Raw genomic sequence first — 22,949 nt, 5'->3', positions numbered from 1 at the left:
ATGAGACTACCACCAGAGCTGCAAATTCGGATGCCCCACGCGCAGCGTCGAGAACCGCACGAAGTGCCGCCCGCCCGGCGTGAGGGCGCTTTTGTTGTTGCACTTGTGGCTAAGAAGAAAAAGCATACCTCGGGGGCTAAAGCCGCATCTGTGGCGAGTATTGATGTCCGGGCTAAAGCCCGGACCTACCTCAGAAACAACGGCAAGAGCAAAAGCAACAGCAGATTCCTCCGCTTCGCTCCTGAATGACAACCAAGAAAACAAGCAACAGCAACAACGCCCTTGCGCCGGGCGGGCGGCACTTCGTGCGGTTCTCGACGCTTCGCGTGTTCTCTTGTTATTGCACGCTGGCCCGGTTTACCACCACGGGCTTGCCGCCGCCGAGGCTGTTCTCATACTTGGCCACGCCGTTGAACAGGCTCTCCGCCACGCGCTGCCGATACTCCGGCATCCTCAACTGGTGGGCATCCTGCGGGTTCGTCACAAACGAGATCTCCGCCAGAATCGAAGGCATATTCGCCCCGATCAACACCACAAACGGAGCTTTCTTCACCCCGCGATTCTTCAGCCCCGCGTTCCCGCGCTCCAGCCCCGCAAACAGCGAGCCCTCCACGTCCGTGGCGAACTCCCTCGACTCGGCGATCTTATCCTTCAGGGTAATCTTCTTCACCAGGTCCGAGAGCTGGTGGATCGACTGCCCCGAGACCGCATTCTCACGCGCTGCCACGTCCAGCGCGCTGGGATCCGAGGTGAAGTTCAGATAGTACGTCTCCACGCCGCGCGCAGTCTCGTCGCTGGAGCTGTTGGCGTGGATCGAAAGAAACAGGTCGGCCTGCGCCTTGTTCGCAATCGCGGTGCGTGTCTCGAGCGGGATGAAGGTGTCGTCCGAGCGTGTGTAGATGATCTCCGCGCCCAGCCGCTCGTGCAGCATCTTGCCCAGCCGCAGTGCCACATCCAGCACCACGTCCTTCTCTTCGATCCCGTCCACGCCCAGCGTGCCCGAGTCGTGCCCGCCGTGGCCCGCGTCGATCACGATCCGCCCGATCCTCAGGCCCAGAGCGCGGATCAGAGAGGTCTCGCCATCGGCTGTTTTGTCGGCCTGCTTGGTCGGGGCCGCGTCAGTATGGGCAACCGAGCGAGAACGCCGTGGCAGAGGAGCGGTATCAGGTACATCCTTATTTCCCAGCACGACTGCCGCAATGGGCCGCGTCGTCGGCGCGCTGGTGGCGTCTACACGTCCCGGCAGATCGCTCACAGCGGCCACATCCGTCGTCATCGTGGGAGCAGATTGCGCCACGGTGTTCGGCACCGGACGACCCAGCGTTACTTTTGACGCCGCGCTGACACGCGGGGCCGGAACGGATGTCTTAGCTGCTGGCCCCGGCATCACATCCGCCTGCTCCGGACGCGTTCTCTCCGGCTGAGGCTGGGGCGTCAGCGGCCTCACCGCATCGCCGCCGTCGGTCACCGCCATGGGAGGCAGACCGGAGCTGTTAGCTGCCGCACTGGCCCGGCGGCTCGCGCTTGGAGAGACGGGCAACTCCGCTACCTCATTCGGATCGATCTTGCTCTGCGCCTCCGGCTTGGGAGCGGGTGTCGTTGTGGATGTTGTGGCCACATCGCCGGGGACGGCCTTGCTGCCGTGAATGTCGATAATCAGCCGATACGGATTCGGCAGCAGAAACGCCGAGTACTCGGTCACCGAGTTCACGTCGAGCACCACCCGGGTCACATCGCCCGAGGACTGCGCCGCCCGTATCCGCTTCAGGAAGCCGTCGTCGTTTACGGTGAAGCTCTTGCCGACCAGCTCCTGTGCCAGCTTTGCTCCATGTAGATCGAAGTAGATCCGGTCAGGGTTGGGCACCCGTGCCGCCTCGAACGTCACCTCGTCGCCGAGGTCGATTGCGACCCGCGTGTACGTCGAGGTGGACCAGTGACGAATCCCGGTCACCTGCGCCAGCGGGGTGGTGCGTGTCGTCTTTGCCGTTGTCGTTACTGGAAGCGCCACGGGAGCATCGGCAGAATCCGCCGTACGTGCCGCGATCTTTGCATCCGGCTTTGTCGTTGTAGCTACTGCATCGTTCGCCGGATGCCGCGTTGCTGCGGGCACAGCTTCAGCCGTGCTGTAACTGCTCGCCGGAGCAGCGGGCTTCAGCCCTTGAGGGGCGCTCTTGATCCCGCCAGCCGTAGCTTCCGCACCCTTGGGCCGTCCTAGCTGAGCCAGTCCTGTCCGCGCCTCGGCCGCAGCCGTGCTGTGCGGATACAGCTTCAGCACCAGCGCGAACCGCTCCTTTGCCGCGACTGAATCATGCAGGTCTTCGGAGTCGATCTTGCCCTCGGCCAGCAGTGCGGGTATCCGTAGCGGGCTGCCCGGATACTGCGTGCGCAGAAACTCATACTGCCCCACCGCTGCTTCGAGGCTCTTCACATCGTCCAGCGAGTGACCCTGCTCGGCCAGCAGCTCGGCGACTGTGTTTACGGCCTCAGCCGCGTGCGCGTCGCGGGGATTGTCGTGGTAGATCGTGCGAAACTTGTCCAGCGCCCGCGTATAGTCAGCCTTGCTGCGCGCGTCCTCGGGGATGGCCTCGAGGTGCTCGCGTGCCTCGGTCGCCTGCTCCCAGGGGGTGGGCGGCGGCGTATGGCGGGCTGTGCGGCCAGCCGCCAGCATCGGAAGAGGAACGCAGGAGCACAGGACCGCCGCGGCCCAGAGGCTTGTAGGGAAGTGGCGGCGTGCTGGCGCGAGGCGTAGTGTCACAGGTCTGAGTTTAAGATGACCGTGCGTGTGTATTGGGTGAAAAGACCGGCGGTATCACCTCCGATACCCCCACGGCTGTCCCAATAAGAACCTTTGCGCGGTGTTTACGAGGCGTTCGCGGAGGCTATGTATCCTGATTTGCATAGCCGCATCCATTAAGTAGACGCCCTTAGGGCTGGAGGCTGTGCGGATGGCAGGGATCAGGCGGGTTAGCAAGCTGCGGCAGTTGGTGCGGCTGGTGCGAGAGAGCCACGCGGTGCCGATGACCGGCGAGCCGAAGCTGCCGGGTGCGATCGGCCCCGGCGAGTTGGGCGTCACCTTTCTGGGCCATTCTTCGTTCCTGCTGCGGCTGGCGGGACGCGCGGTGCTGGTCGATCCGGTCTTTGCCAAGCGGCTGGTGGTGCTGCGGCGGGCGCGCCGTGTTGGCGTGGAGATGGAGAATTTGCCGCCGATCGACGTCGTATTGCTGAGCCACGCGCATATGGATCACCTGAACCGGCCGACGCTGAAGCAGGTGGCTCGCCAGACGCGGCTGCAGACCGGGCGTGCGCCGGTGGCGGTGGTGCCGCGCGGCGTGGAGGATCTGGTGGATACGCTGGGGTTTGCCGAGGTGCGGACGCTGGACCGCTGGGAGTCGACCACGGTGGCCGGGCTGCGCGTGACCCTGACCCCGGCCAAGCACTGGGGAGCGCGGATCTTCAGCGATACGCATCGCGGATTCGGCGGCTATGTAATTGAAGGGGAAGGGCATCGGGTCTACCACTCGGGGGATACGGCTTATTTTGACGGCTTCCGCGAGATTGGCCGGAGGCTGCACCCGCAGGTGGCTCTGGTGCCCATTGGGGCTTATTTTCCGGACACTCACCGCTCCGTCCACACCAGCCCGGAGGAGGCTCTCGACGGCTTTGTCGATCTGGGCGCGGACGTGATGGTGGCGATGCACTTCGGTACCTTCCGGCTGGGGCGCGAGCCGATGGAGGAGCCGCCTATTCGGCTGATGGCCGATGCCCGGCGGCGCGGGCTGGAGAGCCGGGTGCGAGTGTTAGGGGAAGGTGAAACGTTAGTCGTCGCGCCCGTTGCCGGCGACGTTTTGGCTGAGCCCGCATCCAATATTGCATGACAACAGCGACAGTAGCGAAGACGTTCAAGCTCGGCGGCGATTTGGAGATCAACCGGCTCGGTTTTGGAGCCATGCGGATTACCGGCGACGGGGTCTGGGGCGAGCCGAAGGATCGGGAGAACGCCAAACAGGTTCTGAAGCGGGTGGTCGAGCTGGGTGTGAACTTTATCGACACCGCGGACGCCTATGGGCCGGATGTGAGCGAACAGTTGATCGGCGAGGCGCTCTCGCCCTATGCCAAGGGCGTGGTGATTGCGACCAAGGGCGGGTTGACGCGGCAGGGTCCGAATAAGTGGCTGCCGGTGGGCCGTGCGGAGTATCTGGAGCAGCAGGTGGAGATGAGCCTGCGGTTCCTGAAGACCGACCGGCTGGACCTGTGGCAGTTGCACCGGATCGACCCCAAGACGCCGGTGGAGGAGTCGCTGGGCGCGATGAAGAAGATGCAGGAGGCGGGCAAGATCCGGCACATCGGGCTGAGCGAGGTGAAGGTTCCCGAGATCGAGCAGGCGCGCAAGGTGGTCGAGATTGTGAGCGTGCAGAATAAGTACAACATCGGCGACCGTGCCCATGAAGACGTGCTGGAATATTGCACAAAGCATGGGATCGCGTTTATTCCGTGGTTCCCGGTGGCGGCGGGCGAACTGGCCAAGCCGGGCGGCAAGCTGGATGAGGTGGCGAAGCGGCATGACGCGACGGTGAGCCAGTTGTCGCTGGCTTGGCTGCTGCATCACTCGCCGGTGATTCTACCGATTCCGGGCACGCAGTCGATTGCGCATCTTGAGGAGAATGTGAAGGCTCAGGATGTGGTTTTGAGCGATGCGGAGTGGGCGGAGATTGAGGCTTCGGCGAAGTAAGTTTGATGTTCAAGCGGCCCCGGATCTTGTGAAGAGATCCGGGGCCCTTCGTTTTTTACGCGAAGCGTCGAGAACCGCACGAAGTGCCGCCCGCCGGCGTGAGGGCGCTTTTGTTGTTGCACTTGTGGCTAAGAAGAAAAAGCAAACCTCGGGGGCTAAAGCCCGCATCTGTGGCGAGTATTGATGTCCGGGCTAAAGCCCGGACCTACCCCAGAAACAACGGCAAGAGCAAAAGCAACAGCAGATTCCTCCGCTTCGCTCCTGAATGACAACCAAGAGAACAGGCAACGACGCCCTTGCGCCGGGCGGGCGGCACTTCGTGCGGTTCTCGACGCTGCGCGTGTTTTTAGGGACGCCACCAGCCTGTTGTGAAGACCCGATGTGCCCCGGCTCGCAAGAGCGAGAAGAGCAGCACCGCAACAGCCAGGTAGATCAGCCCGCGAAGCTGGCTGCGGCGTTCCTGCTGCTCGGTCTCCCGGTGGTCGCGCTGCATTATTTGGGCTCGGTGTTGACGTAGTAGGTAAAGCGTAGCTCCAGGTTGCCGTGATACCCGGCGGGCAGCGCCTGGAACTGGCCCACACCAACGATGGAACCCCACGCGGCACGGTCGATGGCAGTGTCGTGGGTGCTGCCGTCCAGGTGCATAGCTCCGATCTTGCCGTCGGGCAGGATCGTGAAGCGGATCTGGGTGATGCCGCGCTTGTTCAGCGGTGGCCGGGCTTCTTCGGGGATCAGCGGAATCCACGTGTTGTAGATCTCGCGCTTCAGGCGGCGGAAGTAGGCGTCGAAGTCGACCCCCTGGGTATCGGAGAGGACCTCCATGCCGGAGCCGAGGTCGGCTCCCCCGGCGTGGGTGACGGCGCTGGCCCCGTAGTCGCCACCGGCAGCCCCGGCACGGGCGGCATCGCGGGCGGCCTGACGGATGGCGTCGCCGGGGTTCTGGTTGGGCGAGCTGAAGTTAGGCCGGGTGGGGGCTGGGCGCGGAGAATCCGGAATGGCGGCCTGTTGCTGCGGCTGGGGCGTGGGCGCAAGACGGGGCTGCGGTGTCTCATGCGTCGCGGCGGGCGGTGGGGGCGGCGGTGGAGGCGTTGCCGCCTGGGGCTGAGGCGTGGGCGCTGGAGCGGCCTTTGGAGCTGGAGCCGGGGGCTGCGGTGTCGGCTTGCGCGTGGCCTGTAGCTGCTTGATGGTCTTCTGGTCGAGCGCGGGCGGGTTACGCGCCAGATGGTGACGGGTGATGTCCTTGGGAGTGGTCAGCTCGGTCAGCTCCCGGGCCTTCAGGACATCGGCCGGGTTGACGATCTTGCCCTGGTGAAAGAGCACTCGGGGGCCATACACCAGAAACCAACCGATAATCAGGTAGACGATGACCGAGATGTAGATGGACTCGCGGAAGCGCGAACGGGCACGGTCGTCGTCGAGGGTGTCGAGCAGGCGGACAAGCTCGTGCTCGGCCAGCTCGCCGTAGCGGTTGCTGCGGAGGACGACGGGCTCGGGTGATTCAGGCGGCGGCGGGTTGGACGGAAGATCGAGGATCGGCATCAGTGGGATTCGCGTGCGGTTGTTGCGGAGGCACTGGAACGTAAGACGAGTTTAGACAGGGTTAAGTTTGCGCGGGGGCCGAAACGCGATGCCGCAAAAACGGTACAAGGTTCATTTTCTCACGAGGCCGGGGAAAGAAAATCAGGCAAATTGGGCCTTAAAGTACCCAGCCCATGCCTGGTCCGGACTCCTCTTATCCACACCCGAGCCGGGCTTTGGCGGGCGAACGATTTATCTGGTAACAATCGGCGATTAGACTGAGGGGAATGACTCTTAGCTTTCGCAAGAATGTGCGGGTAGTGGTGCTGACGATCAGCGACCGCTGTTTTCAAGGCACGCAGGCAGACCTCTCCGGGCCGCGCGTGCAGGCTGTGCTGGCGGCCGCGGGCGTGCCGGCGACGGCAACCGAGATACTGCCGGACGAGGTAAACGAGATCGCCACGGCGCTGCGGCGGCACGCCAAGGACGTCGGCCTGATTGTGACCACCGGCGGCACCGGCCTGGGGCCGCGCGATGTGACGCCGGAGGCGACGCGCTCGGTCTGTGAGCGCATGGTGGACGGTCTGCCGGAGCGGATGCGCGCTGCGGGGCTGGCGCATACGCCGATGGCTGCGCTGAGCCGTGGCGTCTGCGGGACGCTGGGGACGACCCTGATCGTGAACCTGCCGGGCAGCCCGGCGGGCGCGGCCACCTCGCTTGAGGCCATTCTGGGCCTGCTGCCGCACGCGCTCGATCTGCTGGCCGGGCACGGGGATCATGCGCAGGTGTCCGAGTGAGCGCTGGCGCAGTGTTGCTGAAGGGGCCGTGGGGTTGGTTGAAGCCGGTCGGGGCATGGCTGATGAAGGCCAAGGTCTGGCTGATCCTGGCGCTGAAGCCGTTTGGCGCGTGGGGGATTCTGGGGCTTTCGACGATTGACTCGGCGGCGATTCCGCTGCCGTTTCTGGACCCGCTGGTGGTGAGCTACGGCGTCACGAACCACGGCAAGTTTCTGCTCTACTGCTTTATGGCGGCGCTGGGGTCGGCGATTGGGAGCATGTTGCCGTACTACCTGGGCCGCGCGGGCGGCGAGCTGTTTCTGCTGAAGCGCATCAACCGTGAGCGGTACGAGCAGCTCCGCGACCGGTTCGAGCGGCAGGAGTTTCTGGCGATCATGCTTCCCGCCATGATGCCGCCGCCGATGCCGGTGAAGCTCTTCGAGCTGGCGGCGGGCGTCTTTGAGATGAGGCCGCTCTCGTACTTCCTGGCGATCTGTGGGGGCAAGTTCCTGCGGTTTACGGTGGAGTCGATCATCACGATTGTGTATGGGCCGACGATCTTCCACACGGGGATGCAGGCAGTGCATGAGCACTCCACGGCATTTGTGGCTCTGCTGGGGATTGTGCTGATTCTGCTGGGGGTTTGGGTAGCGCGGAAGATCTTCGACCGGAAGAAGGGGATTCCGCTCCCAAGCGAAGAGGGCAAAGACGAGTTCGAAAACTAGGCACTTCGGCACTTCGTGCGGTTCTCGGGGCGGTATGGGGAAGTGATCTTTTGAGGGCCTTCCGTTGGTCGGCAGCGAGCATCTTTTGATTCCGACCAACGGGAGGAGCACGCGAAGCAGTAAAAAGGCGTATGAACGCCCGCCCTCCGCGCAGGAGGCCCGTCCGGCAGGACAAAAGCACTAAGGGCGCACTCGATAACGAGTGCGCCCTTAGTGCTTCAGATCAGTTGCTTACGCGATATCGTGGTGCGGCTGGAAGGCATCGACCATGCGCGTGGCCAGTGCGGGCAGTCCGAAGAGCGCCCCGGCGACCAGTCCGGTGGAGACGAGGTCGTTGCGATAGAAGGGCAGCGCGGAGGCGAAGCAGGAGGCCAACCCGGCGGCGGTGTGGGCGTACATGCTGCCCATCCAGACGACCAGGTTACTGAGCAGGAAAAACGAGGTGGCCGAGCCCAGAACCGCGCCGGTGACGCGCAGGGCGGAGGCGCGCTGGAGCAGTGTGCGGCCCATCAGGCAGACGCCCGCGTACCAGGCCCAGGTGACGACGTATCCGCTGACGTGGAAGGGATAGTGGTAGATGAAGAGCGTCAGGAAGACGTCGGTGGCCATCAGGGCGGCGACCGCGATGGCCGTCTGCCAGGGGCTGCGCTTCGTGCCGCGTGCGCCGAAGAAGAGCAGCGAGCCGCCTACCGCGGTGAAGTTCATGGCGGTCAGGTGGAGCGACGGCGGAAGGATGCGGCTGAGGATGGCGAAGAGCAGAACGATGGAAGCGGACATGGGATGTACCTCGGATGGGACGCGCGCGGAGGCGCTACCTTGATTGTCCGGGTTTCGGGGGCGCGGGTCAACCGGAATGACGCGATTTTCAGCGTTGGACGCGGCCGTCCAGCTCCATGCGGGCGATGCGGTGGGCATCATCGGCGGCCAGATCGACGAAGACGGTGCCGGAGAGCGGGGCGCGGTGGCGGGCGTCGAGCGGGGGGATGCTGCCGAGGAAGCGGGCGTCGCGGAAGGTGACCGGGGTGAGGCCGTCGGGCGTTACTGCGCCCTGATCGACCAGGGGGAGAGCGGACCAGTCGAGGTAGGGCTCGGCCAGCGGGCTGCGCTTGGCGACCAGCGTGGCGACGGTGGGGGCGGCTTTATTGATTCGTAAGCCGGGAGCGGAGGTGCCGGTGCGGGTGTTGACGGTGGAGAGTTGGTCGTAGGCGGGGGTGTCGGCGACCACGTGCCAGGTGAACGGGTCGATGGGCGAGGGGCTGGCGAAGAGCGGGGCAGGGGTGGTGGTAGCCGCTATTTGGAGCGCCCGGGAGTGCTCGTGGAAGCGGAAGCCCCAGAGTGCGCAGATGGCGAGCAGGGCGGCGATGGCCCAGGTTTGGACCGTCCCGAGAAACTTCGGCGCAAGAAGCCCGATCAGGAGCAGGACGAAGAGGATCGGCTCGAAGATGAAGACGAAAGAGCCTGAGTACCAGCGCGGGTTGAAGGGGAAGAACGGGCGCAGGCCGTAGTTGTTCGTCCAGTCGAGGAAAAGGTGGCTGAGGAGCGCGATGAGGGTGGCGAAGTATAGAAACGGCCAGTTGACGGGGGCCTTGGTGGGTTTGCTTCGGCGGCGGTGGACGAAGCAAAAGGCGGCGGTCAGGAGCGCGGCCTCGAAGGGGACGCCGACGAAGGTGTGGGTGATGCCGCGATGGTGCTCGAAGCCGGGGATCGGCCCGGTGAGCGACCAGAGGGTGTCGATATCGGGCAGCTCCGCCGCGATGGCCATGGCGGCGGTGGCGTAGGCGGCGCGGCGGTTGAAGCCGGTGCGGGCCAGGAGGGCTCCGGTAAGGACGTGGGTGACGGGTTCCATGCTGCTCTGAGGATACTGTGTGCCGCCCGTACAATCCGGATATGCCCCTGCAACTTCCTTCGACTGAAACGGAGATCGACGCGTTTCTGGCGGCGTTCGAGAGTAAAACCCTGCCCAAAGAGCGGTGGACGCACGCGGCTCACGTGTTGGTGGGGGCCTGCTACGTCCACGAGCATGGTGAGGCGGCGGCGACAGTGCGGATGCGCGAGCGGGTGTCGGCCTACAACGTCGCGGTGGGCGGCGAGAACACGGCGAGCAGCGGGTATCACGAGACGATCACGGTCTTCTGGATCAAGCTGCTGGCGCTGCTGCATGAGCGGTACGAAGGGCTGGGGCGCGGCGCGTTTCTCCGGCTGGCGCTCGCGGAGTATGGCGACCGGCGCGATACTCTGCGCGAGTTTTACGACTTCGATGTGGTTGGTTCGGAGGAGGCGCGGCGCCTGTGGATTGCGCCGACGGCGCGGCAGCTCGACTGAAATTTATACTGGCTGCTATGGCGGATGGGCACCACACGGTCGAGCAGAAGATTGAGAAGCTGAGGGAAGAGCTGCGTCACCACGAGCATCTGTACTACGTCGAGGACGCGCCGGTACTGACGGACGCGCAGTACGACGAGCTGATGCGGCGGCTGAAGGCGCTCGAGGAGGAGCATCCTGAGCTGGTGACGCCGGATTCGCCGACGCAGCGCGTGGGCGGCAAGCCTAAGGACGGGTTCGTGAAGACGCCGCACTCGCGGCCGATGCTGTCTCTGGACAACGCCTTTGATGAGGCCGAGCTGCGGGCTTGGGATGCGCGGGTGCGAGGTGGGTTGCCGCCGTCCGAGACGGTGGGCTACGTCTGTGAGCTGAAGCTGGATGGGCTCTCGCTGGCGCTGCAATATAGCGGCGAGGCCAATGGCTCAGCGCACCTGGTGAGCGGAATCACCCGTGGTGACGGGACGATTGGGGAAAATGTAACCACAAATGTTCGGACGGTGCGCTCGATTCCGCTGAGCATCTCGGCGGCGCGGATGAAGAGCGCAGGAGTAGACGGCGGTTTCGAGGTGCGGGGCGAGGTGCTGCTGTCGCAGGCGGCCTTCGAGAAGCTGAACGAGGAGCGCGAGGCCGCGGGACTGGCTCCGGCGGCGAACCCGCGCAACGCCGCGGCGGGCACGGTGCGGACGCTTGAGCCGAACATCGTGGCGCAGCGTCGGTTGGACTTTTACGCATACTTTCTGCTGCGGGATGGCGAGTTCTTGATGCCGACCCAGACCGAGACGCTGTCGGCGCTGCGGGCTCTGGGCTTTCTCGTGAACAAGCACGCGCGGACGGTTGCGGATATCGATGGGGTGATCGAGTTTATCGCCGGTGCGGATGCGCTGCGCGACTCGCTGCCGTACGAGATAGACGGCGTGGTGGTGAAGGTGGATTCGACCGCGCAGCAGCGGCGGCTGGGCTTTACGGGCAAGGCTCCGCGCTGGGCGATTGCTTATAAGTTTCCGGCGCGGGCTGCCGTTACGTTGCTGGAGAATGTCACGTTTCAAGTGGGGCGCACGGGTAAGGTAACTCCTGTGGCGAACCTTAGGCCGGTCTCGATCGGCGGCACGGTGGTGAAGCGTGCGACTCTGCATAACGCCGATGAGATCGAGCGGCTGGGCGTGCGGATCGGTGACCATGTATCGGTGGAGCGCGGCGGCGATGTGATCCCGAAGATCACCGGCGTCGTGCTGGATAAGCCGCGTGGTGAGGGAGTGATCGAGTTTCCGGAGACGTGTCCGGAGTGTGGCACCGCGCTGGTGAAGGTCGAAGGTGAGGTTGATTGGCGCTGCGTGAATGCGAGCTGTCCGGCGCGTCTGCGTGAGGAGTTGCTGCACTTCGGCTCGCGCGGCGTGATGAATATTGAGGGTCTCGGCGAGGTGATGGTGGCCCAGTTGCTGGGGCAGAAGCTCTCGGAGGTTGTGCCGGAGGACTCCGAGTTGGAGGACGCTGCCGAGGTGGTGCGCGAGCCGCTGGTGCGGTCGCTGGCCGATATCTACTGGCTGAAGAAGGAGCAGTTGCTCGAGCTGGAGCGAGTGGGCGATAAGAGCTCCCAGGCACTGCTCGATGAGATTGAGCGGTCGAAGACGCGGCCTCTGGCCAAGGTGCTGCTGGGGCTGGGGATTCGCTTTGTCGGCGAGCGGACTGCGGAGTTGCTGGCCTCGCACTTTGGGTCGATGGATGCCCTGATGGAGGCGACGGCGGAGGAGCTGACCAAGGTGAACGAGGTCGGGCCGAAGGTCGCTGAGGGCGTGGTCGAGTTTTTCGCTGAGCTTCGGAATCGCGCGCTGGTGGAGAAGTTGCGCGAGGCCGGGTTGACGATGCCTGCGGAGAAGAAGGTGACGTCCGACGTGCTGGCGGGGCTGACATTTGTGCTGACCGGGACGCTGCCCACGCTGACGCGGGAGGCGGCGAAGGAGAAGATCGAGGCTGCGGGCGGGCGGGTCTCCGGCTCGGTGAGCAAGAAGACCAGCTACGTGGTGGCAGGCGAAGAGGCTGGCTCGAAGCTGGAGAAGGCGAATGAGCTGGGGGTGAAGGTGGTGGATGAGGCGGGGTTGCTGGAGTTGCTAGAGGCAAAAGACTAGTCCTGCCGGACGGGCCCGCTGCGCGCGGGGCGGGCGTTTGCACGCCTTTTTAAAGCTTCGCGTGGCCCTCCCGTTGGTCGGGAATAAGACTTTCTTTTTTGTGGGAAAGGCGTTGTTAGAATCAAAGGGATGGCTACTATGACCGGCATTTCTCCCGAGGTTCTTGCAAAGTACCAGCCCGTGATCGGGCTGGAGGTTCACGTACAGCTCCTGACCGAGACCAAGGCCTTCTGCGGATGCGTGAACAAGTACGGCGGCGAGCCGAACACCCACACCTGCCCCACCTGCCTGGGGTTGCCCGGTGCGCTGCCCGTGCTCAACCGCAAGGCCGTCGAGTTCGCCGTGCTGGCCTCGAAGGCCATCGGTTGCACCATCAACGAGACCAGCATCTTCTCGCGCAAGAACTACTTCTACCCGGACTCGCCCAAGGGCTACCAGATCTCGCAGTTCGACAAGCCGCTGGCCGAGCACGGCAAGCTCTTCGTGACCGGGCCGGACGGGCAGCCGAGGCCCATCGGCATCACGCGGCTGCACATGGAAGAGGACGCCGGAAAGAGCGTCCACGACGGCTTCGCGGACTCGGTCTCGAGGACGTATGTGGACCTGAACCGCTGCGGCACGCCGCTGGTCGAGATCGTCTCCGAGCCGGACCTGCGCACGGCCGATGAGGTCTTCGAGTACCTGACCAAGCTCAAGGAGATCCTGCTCTACGCGGGCGTGAGCGACTGCAACATGGAAGAGGGTTCGCTACGCTGCGACGCCAATGTGAGCGTGATGCTGAAGGGCGCGAAGGAGTACGGGACCAAGGCTGAGGTCAAGAACGTCAACAGCTTCCGCTACATCCGCTCGGCGGTGGAGTACGAGATCGAGCGGCAGATTGGCGTGATCGAAGAGGGCGGGCGCGTGGTGCAGGAGAGCCGCCTGTGGAACCAGGGCGAGGGCCGGACCTACTCGATGCGCAGCAAGGAACAGGCGCATGACTACCGCTATTTTCCGGAGCCGGATCTGCCGCCGCTGGTGGTGGGCGCGGAGTGGCAGGAGGAGATTATCTCCGCGCTGCCGGAGTTGCCGGAGGCGCGGCGGGCGCGGATGATCGCGGCGTATGACATCTCCGAACAGGACGCGATGACGCTGACCGCGACCAAGGCGTTTGCGGATAAGTTTGAAGCTGCCGCGACGAAGGCGAAGAGTGCGAAGCGGGTGGCGTCGCTGTTGACCAGCGAGCTGACGATGCGGCTGCGGGCGGCGGAACTGGAGATGGACCAGTCGCCGGTGTCGATGGACGGCCTGGTGATGGCGGCGGATTTGGCGGAGAGCGGCGAGCTTTCGAGCAAGATGCTGAAGCAGTTGCTGGATAGCTGCTTTGCTTCGGGCGAGGATTTTCCGGTGGTCTACGAGCGGGAGAAGCCGCAACAGATCTCCGATACGGGTGCGATTGAGGCGATGATCGATGAGGTGATCGCTGCGAATCCGAAGCAGGTGGAGCAGTATCGGGCGGGCAAGAAGACGGTGGCGGCGTTCTTTGTGGGAAATGTGATGCGGCTGTCGAAGGGGCAGGCGAATCCGGCGTTGTTGAATCAGTTGGTGGCGAAGAAGCTGGACGGGCAATAAGCCCTTCACGCGAAGCGTCGAGAACCGCACGAAGTGCCGCCTGTCCGGCGTGAGGACGCTTTTGCATATGTCGAATACACCAAAGAGCCACGCGGAGATGCTGGAAGTAGCCTTGGCGGAGGCTCGTCTGGGCCGCGCTGAGGGCGGCGTTCCTATTGGTGCGGCGATGTTCGACGGTAGCGGCAAACTGCTGGCCTCGGGCCGCAATCGGCGCGTGCAGCAGGACGATCCTTCGGTTCATGGCGAGACGGATGCCTTTCGCCGGGCCGGTCGGCAGAAGAGCTACCGCGACGTAACGATGGTGACGACGCTGGCTCCGTGCTGGTACTGCACCGGGTTGATCCGGCAGTTCGGCATCAGGACGGTGATCGTGGGCGAGAGCCGGACGTTCTTGGGAGGCATCGAGTCGCTGCGGGAGTTGGGAGTGACGGTGATCGATATGGATTCGGACGAGTGCCGTTTGTTGCTCGAAGGGTTTATCGCGGAGAAGCCTGAGGTTTGGAACGAGGATATCGGCGAGTGACGGCGAAGCCAGCGGTGCCGACGATCAGGTAGCCAAGGTAGACGAAGGGTAGCCAGTTGTAGGGCGCGGGTGGGACGGGGTAGAGAGTGCCCGCCAGCGCCAGCAGCATCGCCAGGGTGGCGACGATGGAGAGGACGATGGTGCCGGTGCTCAGGTGGTGGTTGCGGCGCAGGTAGAAGGGTAGGGCGATTGCCACGAGCGCGTAGACCGTGATGAAGCCGTAGACTGCCAGCGACCCCAGCCAGCCGTAGATGTCGATGCCGGAGGCTCCGCGAGCCGCGAGGATGGCCGCGGGCAGCATGGTGACGCCGCCGATGAGCAGGACTGCCGCGGCGGGCGTCGCATTGACCGCGTGGGCGGTGCCGAAGACGCTGTGGATGAGGCCGTCGTTGGATATCTGGAGCAGCACGCGGGCCGCCGCCGAGATGCAGGCCAGCGTGCAGGCGAACATGCTGACGAGGGCGCCGATGTCGATGAGCGTGCCGAAGATGGGGACGTGGACGAGGTTGGCCAGCACGCGCATGGGGGCGCTGGATTCGCCGAGGTTCTGCCCGGCGGCGCGCATTCCGAGGGTTTCGAGATATGCGCAGACGCAGAAGAGGACCGCGCAGAAGACGGCTGACTGGATGACCGCGCGGGGGATGGTGCGGAGCGGGTCTACGGCCTCCGCGCCGAGGGTGGTGGCGCTCTCGAAGCCGACGAAGCTGAAGAGCGCGAGCACCATGCCGAGGCGCACGCCGGAGGTGTGGACGCTCTTCAGATGCAACTGCGCGAGGTCGAGCTTCAAGCCGTTGTGCCAGAGCAGCAGCGCCAGCACGATGGCTATGAGGAGAACGGAGGTCGCCTCGATCCAGAGCATCAGGCGGGCCGAGACCTGCACGTCGCAGTAGGCGATGACGGTGGCGGCTCCGGTGCAGAGCAGGACCAGAAGGGTGGCGAGGATGCGGGGATTGACTGTGCTGGTATGGAGGAAGAGGCTGGCGTAGTTGACGAAGCCTCCGGTGACCGAGGAGCCGGTGGCGACGTAGGCGAGCAGAAGAGCGAGTCCCGCGATGCGGCCAGCCCAGGGCGGCAGCGAGTGCGTGGCGAAGGTGTAGAGCGAGCCTGATCCGGCCGAGTAGCGGGCGAAGTGGCCGATGATGAGCGACATGAGCAGGATGGCCGCGCCCGCGCAGAGGTAGGCCAGCCAGGTCCCGTTGCCCGCGAGCGCGAAGACGAGCGGGATCGTCATGGTCGGGGTGGTGGTGGGGGCGACGGTGGAGAGCGACTGGGCCAGGGTCTCGAAGGGCGAGAGGCAGTCGGGGCGGAGGCGGGGTGTGAGCGGGGCTGTGGCTGTGTCCAACGCGAGTCTCCGGTACTCCGGTACTTCGTACGGTCTTGGGGGCGGTATGGGTGAGTTATCAGCATGGGGCCTTCCGCTGGTCGGCAGCAAGCATTTTTTGTCTCCGGCTAAGGGTGGTCTTATGTCATTGATCCTGCCTATACCGTCCCGAGGACGGCACGAAGTGCTCTAATACCGGAATGCGTCGTCTCCCTCTCTTCGGTTGCGTGGGTTTGGCCCTGTTGGCTATGGGGGCGGTGCGGGAGGACGCGATGCCAGCCAATACGGTTCCGCTCTCGGCGATGATGCGTGAGCTTTCGGCCCAGCCGGGGTTTACGGATGCGCTGCTGGCGCAGATACAGAACAGCTCGAAGGCTGGAGCGCTGCTTACTCCGAAGCTGGTTGATCGGATGCGGCAGATGATTCTGGGTAAGGACTGGCAGGGGCTTGATCGATTTCCCGGTTGGACGATGCGCGAGATTAACCCGACTGTGCGTGTCGTTGGGCGGGTGGCGGCCAAGGATGAGGGAGTGACCGCGTTGGCGACCGCCGGTGGCGCTCCCAGCAAGGGAGAGCAGAGCGGGAAGGTTGCGGCGTTTGTGGATCTGGGGCCGTATGCGCTTGGTGTTGCCGCGACCGAGGATTTGGATAAGCCATCGACGCGACCGGGATTCAGCGAGCAGGATCTGGTCAGTTCGCTTGGTGATGGCGTGGTGCGGGGCGATGGCGCGAATCCGGCGGTCGCGCCGATGCACTCCGAGAGTGAGCGGCTGGCCGAGGTGCTGAATCGGCTGAGCCTGAATGAGTTTGATGGCTCCGCGCCGATGCAGGCTGTGATTGGCGGCAGGGCCACTCACTCGCCGCAGGAGCTGATCGCCGCGCTGACTGCGACCGGCCATGAGGTGATGGTGGCGGACTCGCGCTACTTCGCCAACTTCGGTCACCTGCACTACAAGGGGCCGGGGGCGGCTGCGTATCAGGATGTGATGATGCCCTTCTTCGTGAACTCGCTGGTGCTGGTGCCGGGGACGGATCGGCCGCTGTTGGTGCCGGTCTCGCACGCGGAGTACGAGTGGTTCGTGCGTGGGCCGAAGATCAACGCGGAGGTTAGCTTCTACTTCGGAATCGATGGCAAGGCGGAGTGGCGGACGATGGATCAGCTCGATCAGGCGTGGGTGAAGAACCGGCACGCGCATGAGTATCGCGGGGCGGATGCAGTCGAGGTGACACGGCTCGCGGGATTGATGGTACGGACCTACCTGCACCAACACATGGTGCGGCCGGATCTGCCGTTCGGCGGCTACTACGCGCTGGGCGTCTGTCAGGACGTGGTGGCAGCGATTGAGTTGAAGCTGACCGGGCGATCGACGCTCTTTCCAAACACCGCGGATGGCGCACTCTTCAGCGATCCGCGCGATGCGGAGATCAACGCGCTCATACGGCGCATCCCCAAGGACAGGGCGGGTGAGCCGCCCGATGTGGAGAGGATCTTCGGCTCGCTGCCGGTCGCCGAGGACGAGCTTGCGAGCATCACGATTCCGGGGCTGGCCGCGGACCTGATCGCGGTGCGCGCGGCGTGGCAGGACGGCACGCTCGAGCGGATACAGCCGAGGTGGCGCGTCTGGTTGAATCGGACGCTGGTGGGCGGCGGCTTCCTGCTGGCGCTGGGTGTCGCCGGGGAGTTGTGGCGGCGGCGTTCGCGGCGGGATTGAACCGCGTACAACGCGCGGACGCTGCCGCATGTCCTAGTTGTCAGCTGTCTGGAGGTTTTTTATGGCCACGAAGAAAGCTGCTACGAAGAAGGGGACGAAGTACGGTGCGGCTGCGGGCAAGAGCGTCGAGCGCGAGATGAAGGCGATGAAGCAGGGAAAGCTGACGAGCGGCAGGAGCGGCAAGAAGGTGACGAATCCGAAGCAGGCGATTGCGATTGGCCTGTCTGAGGCGCGCAAGGAGGGGGCCAAGGTTCCTGCGGCTCCGAAGTCGTAAAAGCCTTGCACGGATAAAACAGAAAAGGCACGGATAAGAGCGGAATTCGAGCCATTGGCTCCGTCTCTATCCGTGCCTTTGCTGTGTTGATCCGTGAGGATCTTTTGTTGTTACTTTTTATCCGAGCTGGCGGCCGGCGCGGCGGCGGGAGCTGCCGGAGCAGCAGCCGCAGGGGCCGCCGCCGGGGTGCTGGAGGAGGGGGTAGAGTCGCCACTGGTGGACTTAGCCGAAGCATAGCCGTCCTTGTACCAGCCGCCGCCCTTGAGCGCGAACGCGGGCGCGGAGATGACGCGCTGTAGCGCGCCGCCGCAGAAGGGGCAGACCGTGATCTCGGGATCGGAGAACTTCTGGATCTTTTCAGTGTGGCGATGGCAGGCAGTGCATTCGTACTCGTAGAGCGGCATGGCGATCCTTTGTTTCCAAGATATTGCTAAAAGCTATTTGGCTAATTCTTCCTTGACGAGGTTGCTGACGAGCTGGCCATCGGCGCGGATGCCGTCGGCCAGAAGGCGCTGCTTGATAACGCGCATGGCCGGTCCCATGTCCTTGGGGCCAAGCTTGGAGCCGCCGGGGGCCTCAGCCAGGTAGGCGAGGGCACCCTGAACGATGGCGCGAATCTCCTCTTCGGTCGCGGCCTGGGGCAGGTAGCTCTCGATCATGGCCAGTTCGACGCGCTCTTTTTCGGCCAGCTCGGGGCGGTCGCCCTTGGTGAAGGATTCGATCGACTCGCGGCGCTGCTTGATGAGCGTGGTCAGGATCTGCGATTCTTCGGCGTCGTCGAGCGGCTGGCGCTTGTCGATCTCCTTGCTCTTCAGGGCGGACTTGACCATGCGGAGCGTGGTGAGACGGTGCTCGTCGCGGGCCTTCATGGCGGCGATGATGTCCTTGCCGATACGGCTGGAGATGCTGGTCTCGGCGGTGCTGCTGTTGGTGTCGCTCATGCGATTCCTCTTCCGCAGACTGTTTCAAGACTGCTTCGGGAGATATCTCGATCCTGTGGGATCGGCGTTTCCCGGTTCATGCAAGTCTGCTGTTTTCATTATAGGAACATTGCTCCGGGCAGGACCGGCGAAATGGCTGGCGATGAAGGAGGTCGAGGCATCCCCGGCGGCTACAATGGAGGCATGATCCGTAAAACGCGCCTGTTTACGCGGGTAGGTGCGTAGCGGCGGAGAGGATGAGGGGATGCAGAGAGTTTCGATTGCAGCAAGACCGGACTGGCAGAAGAAGGTCGAGGCGCAGGGGCTTACCTTCCACTCGCCCGCGGCGATGGCTCCGCAGCCCTACTGGGATGAGTCGGCCTGCTACAAGTTTTCAGCCGCGGAGATCGACACGCTCGAGGCCGTGGGCAGCGAGCTGCAGGGCATGTGCCTGGCGGCCGCGCAGCATGTGATCGACAAGCAGCGGTACGCCGAACTGGGGATTCCGGCCAATGCCGCGCCGGTGATCGAGTGGGCGTGGAACCAGGATCCGCCGTCGATCTACGGGCGTTTTGATATTTTGTGGGCGGGGGCTAGTGCGGGTTCGAAGTGGGGTGCGACTGCGCCTAAGCTGCTCGAATACAACGCCGATACGCCGACTTCTCTGCTCGAAGCAGCGGTGGTTCAGGGGGATTGGCTCGACGAGGTCGGGCGGTCGCTCAGCGCCAACCCGGACCAGTTCAACACGATCCACGAGCGGCTCATCGAGCGGTGGCAGAGCGTGGTGGACGCGCTGATTCCGCCGGTTTACTTTGCCGCGCTCGATGACCCGGATGAGCCTGAGGATCTGGCGACCACGACGTATCTGCGAGACACGGCGGACCAGGCCGGGCTGCACACCGAGGCGATCAGCCTGCAGGATATCGGCTGGAATCCGGATCGCGAGTGCTTTGTCGATCTCGAGGAGAACCAGATTTTTTCGATCTTCAAGCAGTATCCGTGGGAGTCGATGCTGGGCGAGGACTTCGGGCCGCAGGCGCTCGATACCTACGCCGACGTGCGCTGGATCGAGCCGATATGGAAGCTGCTGCTCTCGAACAAGGGGCTGCTGCCGATCCTGTGGGAGCTGTATCCGGGGCATCCGCTGCTGCTGGAGGCTTACTTCGACGAGCCGCGCCGGATGGGCAGTTATGTGCGCAAGCCGATCTACTCGCGGGACGGGGCGAACGTCAGCATCATCCGGCCGAATATGCGGGCGATCGAGATGCCGGGGCCGTATGGGGATGGACGATTTATCTGCCAGTCGCTGGCTCCGGAGGTGGTGTTTGCGGAGCGGCATCCGGTGCTGGGGCTGTGGATGATTGGCGAAGAGTGCTGTGGGATGGGAATTCGTGAGTCGGCAGGGTTGATTACAGATAAGCTAAGCTCGTTCGTGCCGCACTATTTTGAATAGAGATTCGACCAGATACTCGACCGGGAGCTGTTCATGCTGGATGTTCATCCGCCTCATGGAGCCACGCACAGTTGGCGCGATTTTTTCATCCACATTGTCACGATCACCATCGGTCTGCTGATCGCGCTGTCGCTCGAGGGTACGGTCGAGTGGCTGCATCACCGGCATATCGTCCATGAGGCGCGCGAGAATATCCGCCGGGAGATTGAGCAGAACGACAAGGCGGCGAAGGAGAATCTCGGCTATCTGCAGGAGAATATCGACAACGTGGACGCGAACGTTGTGAAGATACGCTCGTTGCGGACAGACAAAAACGCATTGAACAACAGTGAGCTGCTCTTTCGCTTTCGGTGGTCGGATTTGAGCGATTCGGCGTGGCGTTCCGCGCGCGACACCGGGGCGCTGGCGTTGATGCCAACCGAGGAGGTAACGCGGTACGCCGAGAGCTATGGGTTACAGGAACTCGCCCTCCATCAGGAAGTCACTACGCTGGTCTACGAGACCGAACTGGCGGCTCCGCTGATGGTAGAAAAAGACCCTGCCGCGCTGAATCCTGAAGATGTTCACGAGCTTCTCAAAGGGGCTGCCATCACGACGATCCGGTTGAGCACGCTGAAGCAACTGGTGATGCAGTTGGAGAAGTCGTATGCGGAGCTGCTCCAGAAGCAAGCAGCCTAGCTATATCGACTGGGCTAGCCGCGGCCGTTGAACTGGTGGATCAGGCGTCTATCCCGCTTGGTTGGCCGTCCAGCGGTGTAGCTATCGGCCATTGGCCCCAGCAGCTTGCGCTCTTCAGCCGCTTTTTTGCGGGCTTCTATGCCGGCCTCGGTCTCGCGGTAGAGAGTCTGGGCAATTGCGGCGGCACCGCGCTGCTCGCTCAGGGCCAGCACCTCAATCTCGAACTCGCCTGCATCATTTTTGATCTGCAAGATATCGCCCACACGGACCTCTCGCGCTGGCTTCGAGCGTTGCCCGTTGCTGTTGATGCGGCCCAGGTCACAGGCCTTCGAGGACTGTTCGCGGGTCTTGAAAAAACGTGCGGCCCAGAGCCACTTGTCGATGCGAGTACCGGTCATTCTTCCATTTTCATACAAGATTGCTCGGGAAACTTCATCAGGCCGTGCAGCTCTCCCGGGCGCAGTTCACTACAATGGAGGGTAAGGGGTGCTGGTCTCTCTCCCCGCGAAGCTGTTCCGGAAGTCCAACCGTAAACCGAATCGTTCGAAGACATTACACGATTGATGCCAGGTGGGGTGAACCCACCACCGAGGTCCTCCTTGAAGATCGTAATTGCTGAGAAAGTCTCCCCTGCTACGCTTGCCATATTCCAGAAAGAAGCGGGCTGGAACGTCGTTACCGCCGATAAGATTGCCAATGGACTGCCCGCCGAGCTGGCCGATGCGGACGCGCTGATCGTTCGTTCGGCGGTGCAGGTGGATGCCAAGCTGCTCGAGTCCGCGCCGAAGCTGCGGGTGATCGGACGCGCCGGGGTGGGCGTGGATAACATCGACACCGCCGCGGCCACGCACAGCGGCATCGTGGTGATGAACACGCCCGGAGCCAATGCTGTCGCGGTCGCCGAGCTGACGCTGGGGCTGATGATCTCGATGGGCCGGTCTATCCCTCGCGCGAACAGCACCACGCACGCGGGCAAGTGGGATAAGAAGTCGTTGCAGGGAAGCGAGCTGCGGGGCAAGACGCTGGGCATCGTCGGGCTGGGACGCATTGGGCTTGAAGTTGCGCGGCGGGCCAAGGCGTTTGGCATGGAACTGATCGGCTACGACCCGTTCATCGCGCCGGTGATCGCGCGCGAGAACGACGTGACGCTGGTGAGCATCGACACGATCTTCAACGAGTCGGACTACCTGACGCTGCACGTGGGGCTGACGCCGCAGACCGAGGGCCTCATCAACGCGCAGTCCATTGCGATTATGAAGCCGGGCATCCGCATCGTGAACTGCGCTCGCGGCGAGCTGATCGTGGACGAGGCGCTGGTCGAAGGGCTGAAGTCGGGCAAGGTCGGCGGCGCGGCGCTGGACGTCTTCCGGCAGGAGCCGCTGAAGGAGTCGCCGTACTTTGGCCTGGACAACGTGCTGCTCTCGCCGCATATTGCTGGCTCGACCGACGAGGCGCAGGAGGCCATCGGCATCCAGCTCGCCATGCAGGTGCGGGACTACCTGAAGCTGGGCGTGGTGCAGAACGCGGTCAACCTGCCCTCGCTCTCTCACGAGGAGTATATCGAGGTCGCGCCGTACATCGAGATGGCCGAGCGGCTGGGTAAGTTCCTGTCGCACGCGGTGCCGGGCAATCTCGAGAGCATTCAACTGAGCTACAGCGGGCGGCTGGCGACGCAGAAGACCGACCTGATCCGGAACGCGGCGATCGCGGGTATCTTCGGCCAGAGCGAGAGCGTGAACCGCATCAACGCGGCGGCGATTGCGGCTGAGCGCGGCGTGCGGGTGCAGGAGGATAAGAAGGAGTTCACGCCGGGCGGCGCGGGCAGCGTGCTGAAGCTGGTGCTGCTCTCGTCGGAGGGGGATGCGAGCGCGTCGGCGACGGTGCTGCATGGCAACTCGCCGCGGCTGCTGACGTATGACGGCATTGATATCGAGGCTCCGCTGCAGGGGACGCTGGTGGCGATTCGGAACCACGATGTGCCCGGTGTGGTGGGGCGGATCGGAACGATTCTAGGCGAGCACGAGGTGAATATCGCCAACTTTGCGCTGGGGCGCGGGGTGGATGCTCGGCCTCGGCGTGTGCCGCGGGGGCAGGCGCTGGCGGTGGTGCAGATTGAGGTGGCAGAGGCAAGTGCGGCCTCGACGGCCGTTGCGGCACTGAAGCAGGTGGAGGCTATCGCCGGGGTGCGGCTGGTGGAACTGGGTTAGCCCAGTTCCATCAGCCTGCTCCGGCAGGTAGCTGCTAACTGCCGAGAAGCGCGTCTC

Annotated in this window: 22 protein-coding genes; 14 read left to right on the top strand and 8 right to left on the bottom strand. The window is 63.9% G+C overall.

What is annotated here, in order from left to right:
• Nucleotides 1–337: 337 nt before the first annotated feature.
• On the bottom strand, nucleotides 338–2,755 hold the full coding sequence (locus FTO74_RS15870) for an N-acetylmuramoyl-L-alanine amidase (protein ID WP_255462318.1): 2,418 nt from the start codon (nucleotides 2,753–2,755) through the stop codon (nucleotides 338–340).
• Nucleotides 2,756–2,945: 190 nt separating this feature from the next.
• Between FTO74_RS15870 and FTO74_RS15865 the strand changes: the two genes are divergently transcribed.
• The 3 genes from FTO74_RS15865 (at nucleotide 2,946) to FTO74_RS15855 (ending at nucleotide 5,246) form a co-directional block, all read left to right on the top strand.
• Nucleotides 2,946–3,875 (top strand): MBL fold metallo-hydrolase, encoded by a 930-nt coding sequence (locus tag FTO74_RS15865; RefSeq protein ID WP_162539022.1) that lies wholly within the window; start codon nucleotides 2,946–2,948, stop codon nucleotides 3,873–3,875.
• A complete protein-coding gene (locus FTO74_RS15860; RefSeq protein WP_162539021.1) occupies nucleotides 3,872–4,729 on the top strand; it encodes an aldo/keto reductase in 858 nt (285 codons plus the stop codon). The genes FTO74_RS15865 and FTO74_RS15860 overlap by 4 nt, the downstream gene beginning before the upstream one ends.
• 265 nt (nucleotides 4,730–4,994) lie before the next feature.
• Nucleotides 4,995–5,246, top strand: a complete 252-nt coding sequence (locus FTO74_RS15855; RefSeq protein WP_162539020.1) for a hypothetical protein — start codon at nucleotides 4,995–4,997, stop codon at nucleotides 5,244–5,246.
• Here FTO74_RS15855 and FTO74_RS15850 read toward each other — a convergent pair.
• Nucleotides 5,222–6,268: an energy transducer TonB gene (locus tag FTO74_RS15850; RefSeq protein WP_162539019.1), complete on the bottom strand. Its 1,047-nt coding sequence runs from the start codon at nucleotides 6,266–6,268 to the stop codon at nucleotides 5,222–5,224. The two genes, FTO74_RS15855 and FTO74_RS15850, sit on opposite strands and share 25 nt — an antisense overlap.
• A 266-nt stretch (nucleotides 6,269–6,534) precedes the next feature.
• On the opposite strand from FTO74_RS15850, the gene FTO74_RS15845 reads away from it, so the two are divergent.
• On the top strand, nucleotides 6,535–7,044 hold the full coding sequence (locus FTO74_RS15845; RefSeq protein WP_162539018.1) for a MogA/MoaB family molybdenum cofactor biosynthesis protein: 510 nt from the start codon (nucleotides 6,535–6,537) through the stop codon (nucleotides 7,042–7,044).
• On the top strand, nucleotides 7,041–7,748 hold the full coding sequence (locus FTO74_RS15840; protein WP_255462317.1) for a VTT domain-containing protein: 708 nt from the start codon (nucleotides 7,041–7,043) through the stop codon (nucleotides 7,746–7,748). The genes FTO74_RS15845 and FTO74_RS15840 overlap by 4 nt, the downstream gene beginning before the upstream one ends.
• A gap of 231 nt (nucleotides 7,749–7,979) precedes the next feature.
• On the opposite strand, the gene FTO74_RS15835 is transcribed toward FTO74_RS15840, so the two are convergent.
• Nucleotides 7,980–8,525 (bottom strand): DUF6580 family putative transport protein, encoded by a 546-nt coding sequence (locus FTO74_RS15835; RefSeq protein ID WP_162539017.1) that lies wholly within the window; start codon nucleotides 8,523–8,525, stop codon nucleotides 7,980–7,982.
• Nucleotides 8,526–8,613: 88 nt separating this feature from the next.
• The gene (locus tag FTO74_RS15830; RefSeq protein WP_162539016.1) at nucleotides 8,614–9,594 is read right to left on the bottom strand and encodes a metal-dependent hydrolase; all 981 of its coding nucleotides are present in this window, start codon (nucleotides 9,592–9,594) and stop codon (nucleotides 8,614–8,616) included.
• Nucleotides 9,595–9,635: 41 nt separating this feature from the next.
• Here FTO74_RS15830 and FTO74_RS15825 point away from each other — a divergent pair, with 41 nt between their 5' ends.
• The 4 genes from FTO74_RS15825 (at nucleotide 9,636) to FTO74_RS15810 (ending at nucleotide 14,327) form a co-directional block, all read left to right on the top strand.
• A complete protein-coding gene (locus FTO74_RS15825) occupies nucleotides 9,636–10,070 on the top strand; it encodes a hypothetical protein (RefSeq protein WP_162539015.1) in 435 nt (144 codons plus the stop codon).
• A gap of 17 nt (nucleotides 10,071–10,087) precedes the next feature.
• Nucleotides 10,088–12,193: an NAD-dependent DNA ligase LigA gene (gene ligA / locus FTO74_RS15820; RefSeq protein ID WP_162539014.1), complete on the top strand. Its 2,106-nt coding sequence runs from the start codon at nucleotides 10,088–10,090 to the stop codon at nucleotides 12,191–12,193.
• 129 nt (nucleotides 12,194–12,322) lie between these two features.
• The gene (gene gatB / locus FTO74_RS15815) at nucleotides 12,323–13,804 is read left to right on the top strand and encodes an Asp-tRNA(Asn)/Glu-tRNA(Gln) amidotransferase subunit GatB (protein ID WP_162539013.1); all 1,482 of its coding nucleotides are present in this window, start codon (nucleotides 12,323–12,325) and stop codon (nucleotides 13,802–13,804) included.
• Between the two features lie 67 nt (nucleotides 13,805–13,871).
• On the top strand, nucleotides 13,872–14,327 hold the full coding sequence (locus FTO74_RS15810) for a nucleoside deaminase (RefSeq protein ID WP_162539012.1): 456 nt from the start codon (nucleotides 13,872–13,874) through the stop codon (nucleotides 14,325–14,327).
• Here the strand turns inward: FTO74_RS15810 and FTO74_RS15805 are convergent.
• Nucleotides 14,281–15,669 carry an APC family permease gene (locus FTO74_RS15805; protein ID WP_162539011.1) on the bottom strand — a complete coding sequence of 463 codons (1,389 nt, stop codon included), beginning with the start codon at nucleotides 15,667–15,669 and terminating at the stop codon, nucleotides 14,281–14,283. The genes FTO74_RS15810 and FTO74_RS15805 overlap by 47 nt on opposite strands.
• A gap of 179 nt (nucleotides 15,670–15,848) precedes the next feature.
• Between FTO74_RS15805 and FTO74_RS15800 the strand changes: the two genes are divergently transcribed.
• Together FTO74_RS15800 and FTO74_RS15795 are read left to right on the top strand one after the other, a co-directional pair.
• Nucleotides 15,849–17,360, top strand: a complete 1,512-nt coding sequence (locus FTO74_RS15800; protein WP_162539010.1) for a hypothetical protein — start codon at nucleotides 15,849–15,851, stop codon at nucleotides 17,358–17,360.
• Nucleotides 17,361–17,421: 61 nt separating this feature from the next.
• The gene (locus FTO74_RS15795) at nucleotides 17,422–17,634 is read left to right on the top strand and encodes a DUF6496 domain-containing protein (RefSeq protein WP_162539009.1); all 213 of its coding nucleotides are present in this window, start codon (nucleotides 17,422–17,424) and stop codon (nucleotides 17,632–17,634) included.
• A 110-nt stretch (nucleotides 17,635–17,744) separates the two neighbouring features.
• On the opposite strand, the gene FTO74_RS15790 is transcribed toward FTO74_RS15795, so the two are convergent.
• Both FTO74_RS15790 and FTO74_RS15785 read right to left on the bottom strand, forming a co-directional pair.
• On the bottom strand, nucleotides 17,745–18,038 hold the full coding sequence (locus FTO74_RS15790) for a zinc ribbon domain-containing protein (RefSeq protein WP_162539008.1): 294 nt from the start codon (nucleotides 18,036–18,038) through the stop codon (nucleotides 17,745–17,747).
• Nucleotides 18,039–18,071: 33 nt separating this feature from the next.
• Entirely contained in the window at nucleotides 18,072–18,575 is a 504-nt protein-coding gene (locus FTO74_RS15785) for a GatB/YqeY domain-containing protein (RefSeq protein ID WP_162539007.1), read from the bottom strand.
• A 244-nt stretch (nucleotides 18,576–18,819) separates the two neighbouring features.
• On the opposite strand from FTO74_RS15785, the gene FTO74_RS15780 reads away from it, so the two are divergent.
• Both FTO74_RS15780 and FTO74_RS15775 read left to right on the top strand, forming a co-directional pair.
• Nucleotides 18,820–20,007 carry a glutathionylspermidine synthase family protein gene (locus FTO74_RS15780; protein WP_162539006.1) on the top strand — a complete coding sequence of 396 codons (1,188 nt, stop codon included), beginning with the start codon at nucleotides 18,820–18,822 and terminating at the stop codon, nucleotides 20,005–20,007.
• Nucleotides 20,008–20,040: 33 nt separating this feature from the next.
• Nucleotides 20,041–20,685, top strand: a complete 645-nt coding sequence (locus FTO74_RS15775; RefSeq protein WP_162539005.1) for a hypothetical protein — start codon at nucleotides 20,041–20,043, stop codon at nucleotides 20,683–20,685.
• A 14-nt stretch (nucleotides 20,686–20,699) separates the two neighbouring features.
• On the opposite strand, the gene FTO74_RS15770 is transcribed toward FTO74_RS15775, so the two are convergent.
• On the bottom strand, nucleotides 20,700–21,083 hold the full coding sequence (locus tag FTO74_RS15770) for an RNA-binding S4 domain-containing protein (RefSeq protein WP_162539004.1): 384 nt from the start codon (nucleotides 21,081–21,083) through the stop codon (nucleotides 20,700–20,702).
• Between the two features lie 201 nt (nucleotides 21,084–21,284).
• Between FTO74_RS15770 and serA the strand changes: the two genes are divergently transcribed.
• Nucleotides 21,285–22,892, top strand: coding sequence for a phosphoglycerate dehydrogenase (serA, locus tag FTO74_RS15765; RefSeq protein WP_162539003.1), 1,608 nt, complete (start codon nucleotides 21,285–21,287; stop codon nucleotides 22,890–22,892).
• Nucleotides 22,893–22,949: the final 57 nt, after the last annotated feature.

Source organism: Granulicella sp. WH15, from assembly GCF_009914315.1.
Taxonomy (GTDB): domain Bacteria; phylum Acidobacteriota; class Terriglobia; order Terriglobales; family Acidobacteriaceae; genus Edaphobacter.
Note: the sequence above shows the minus strand (reverse complement) of the source record. Positions and strands in the feature narration are given on the sequence as shown.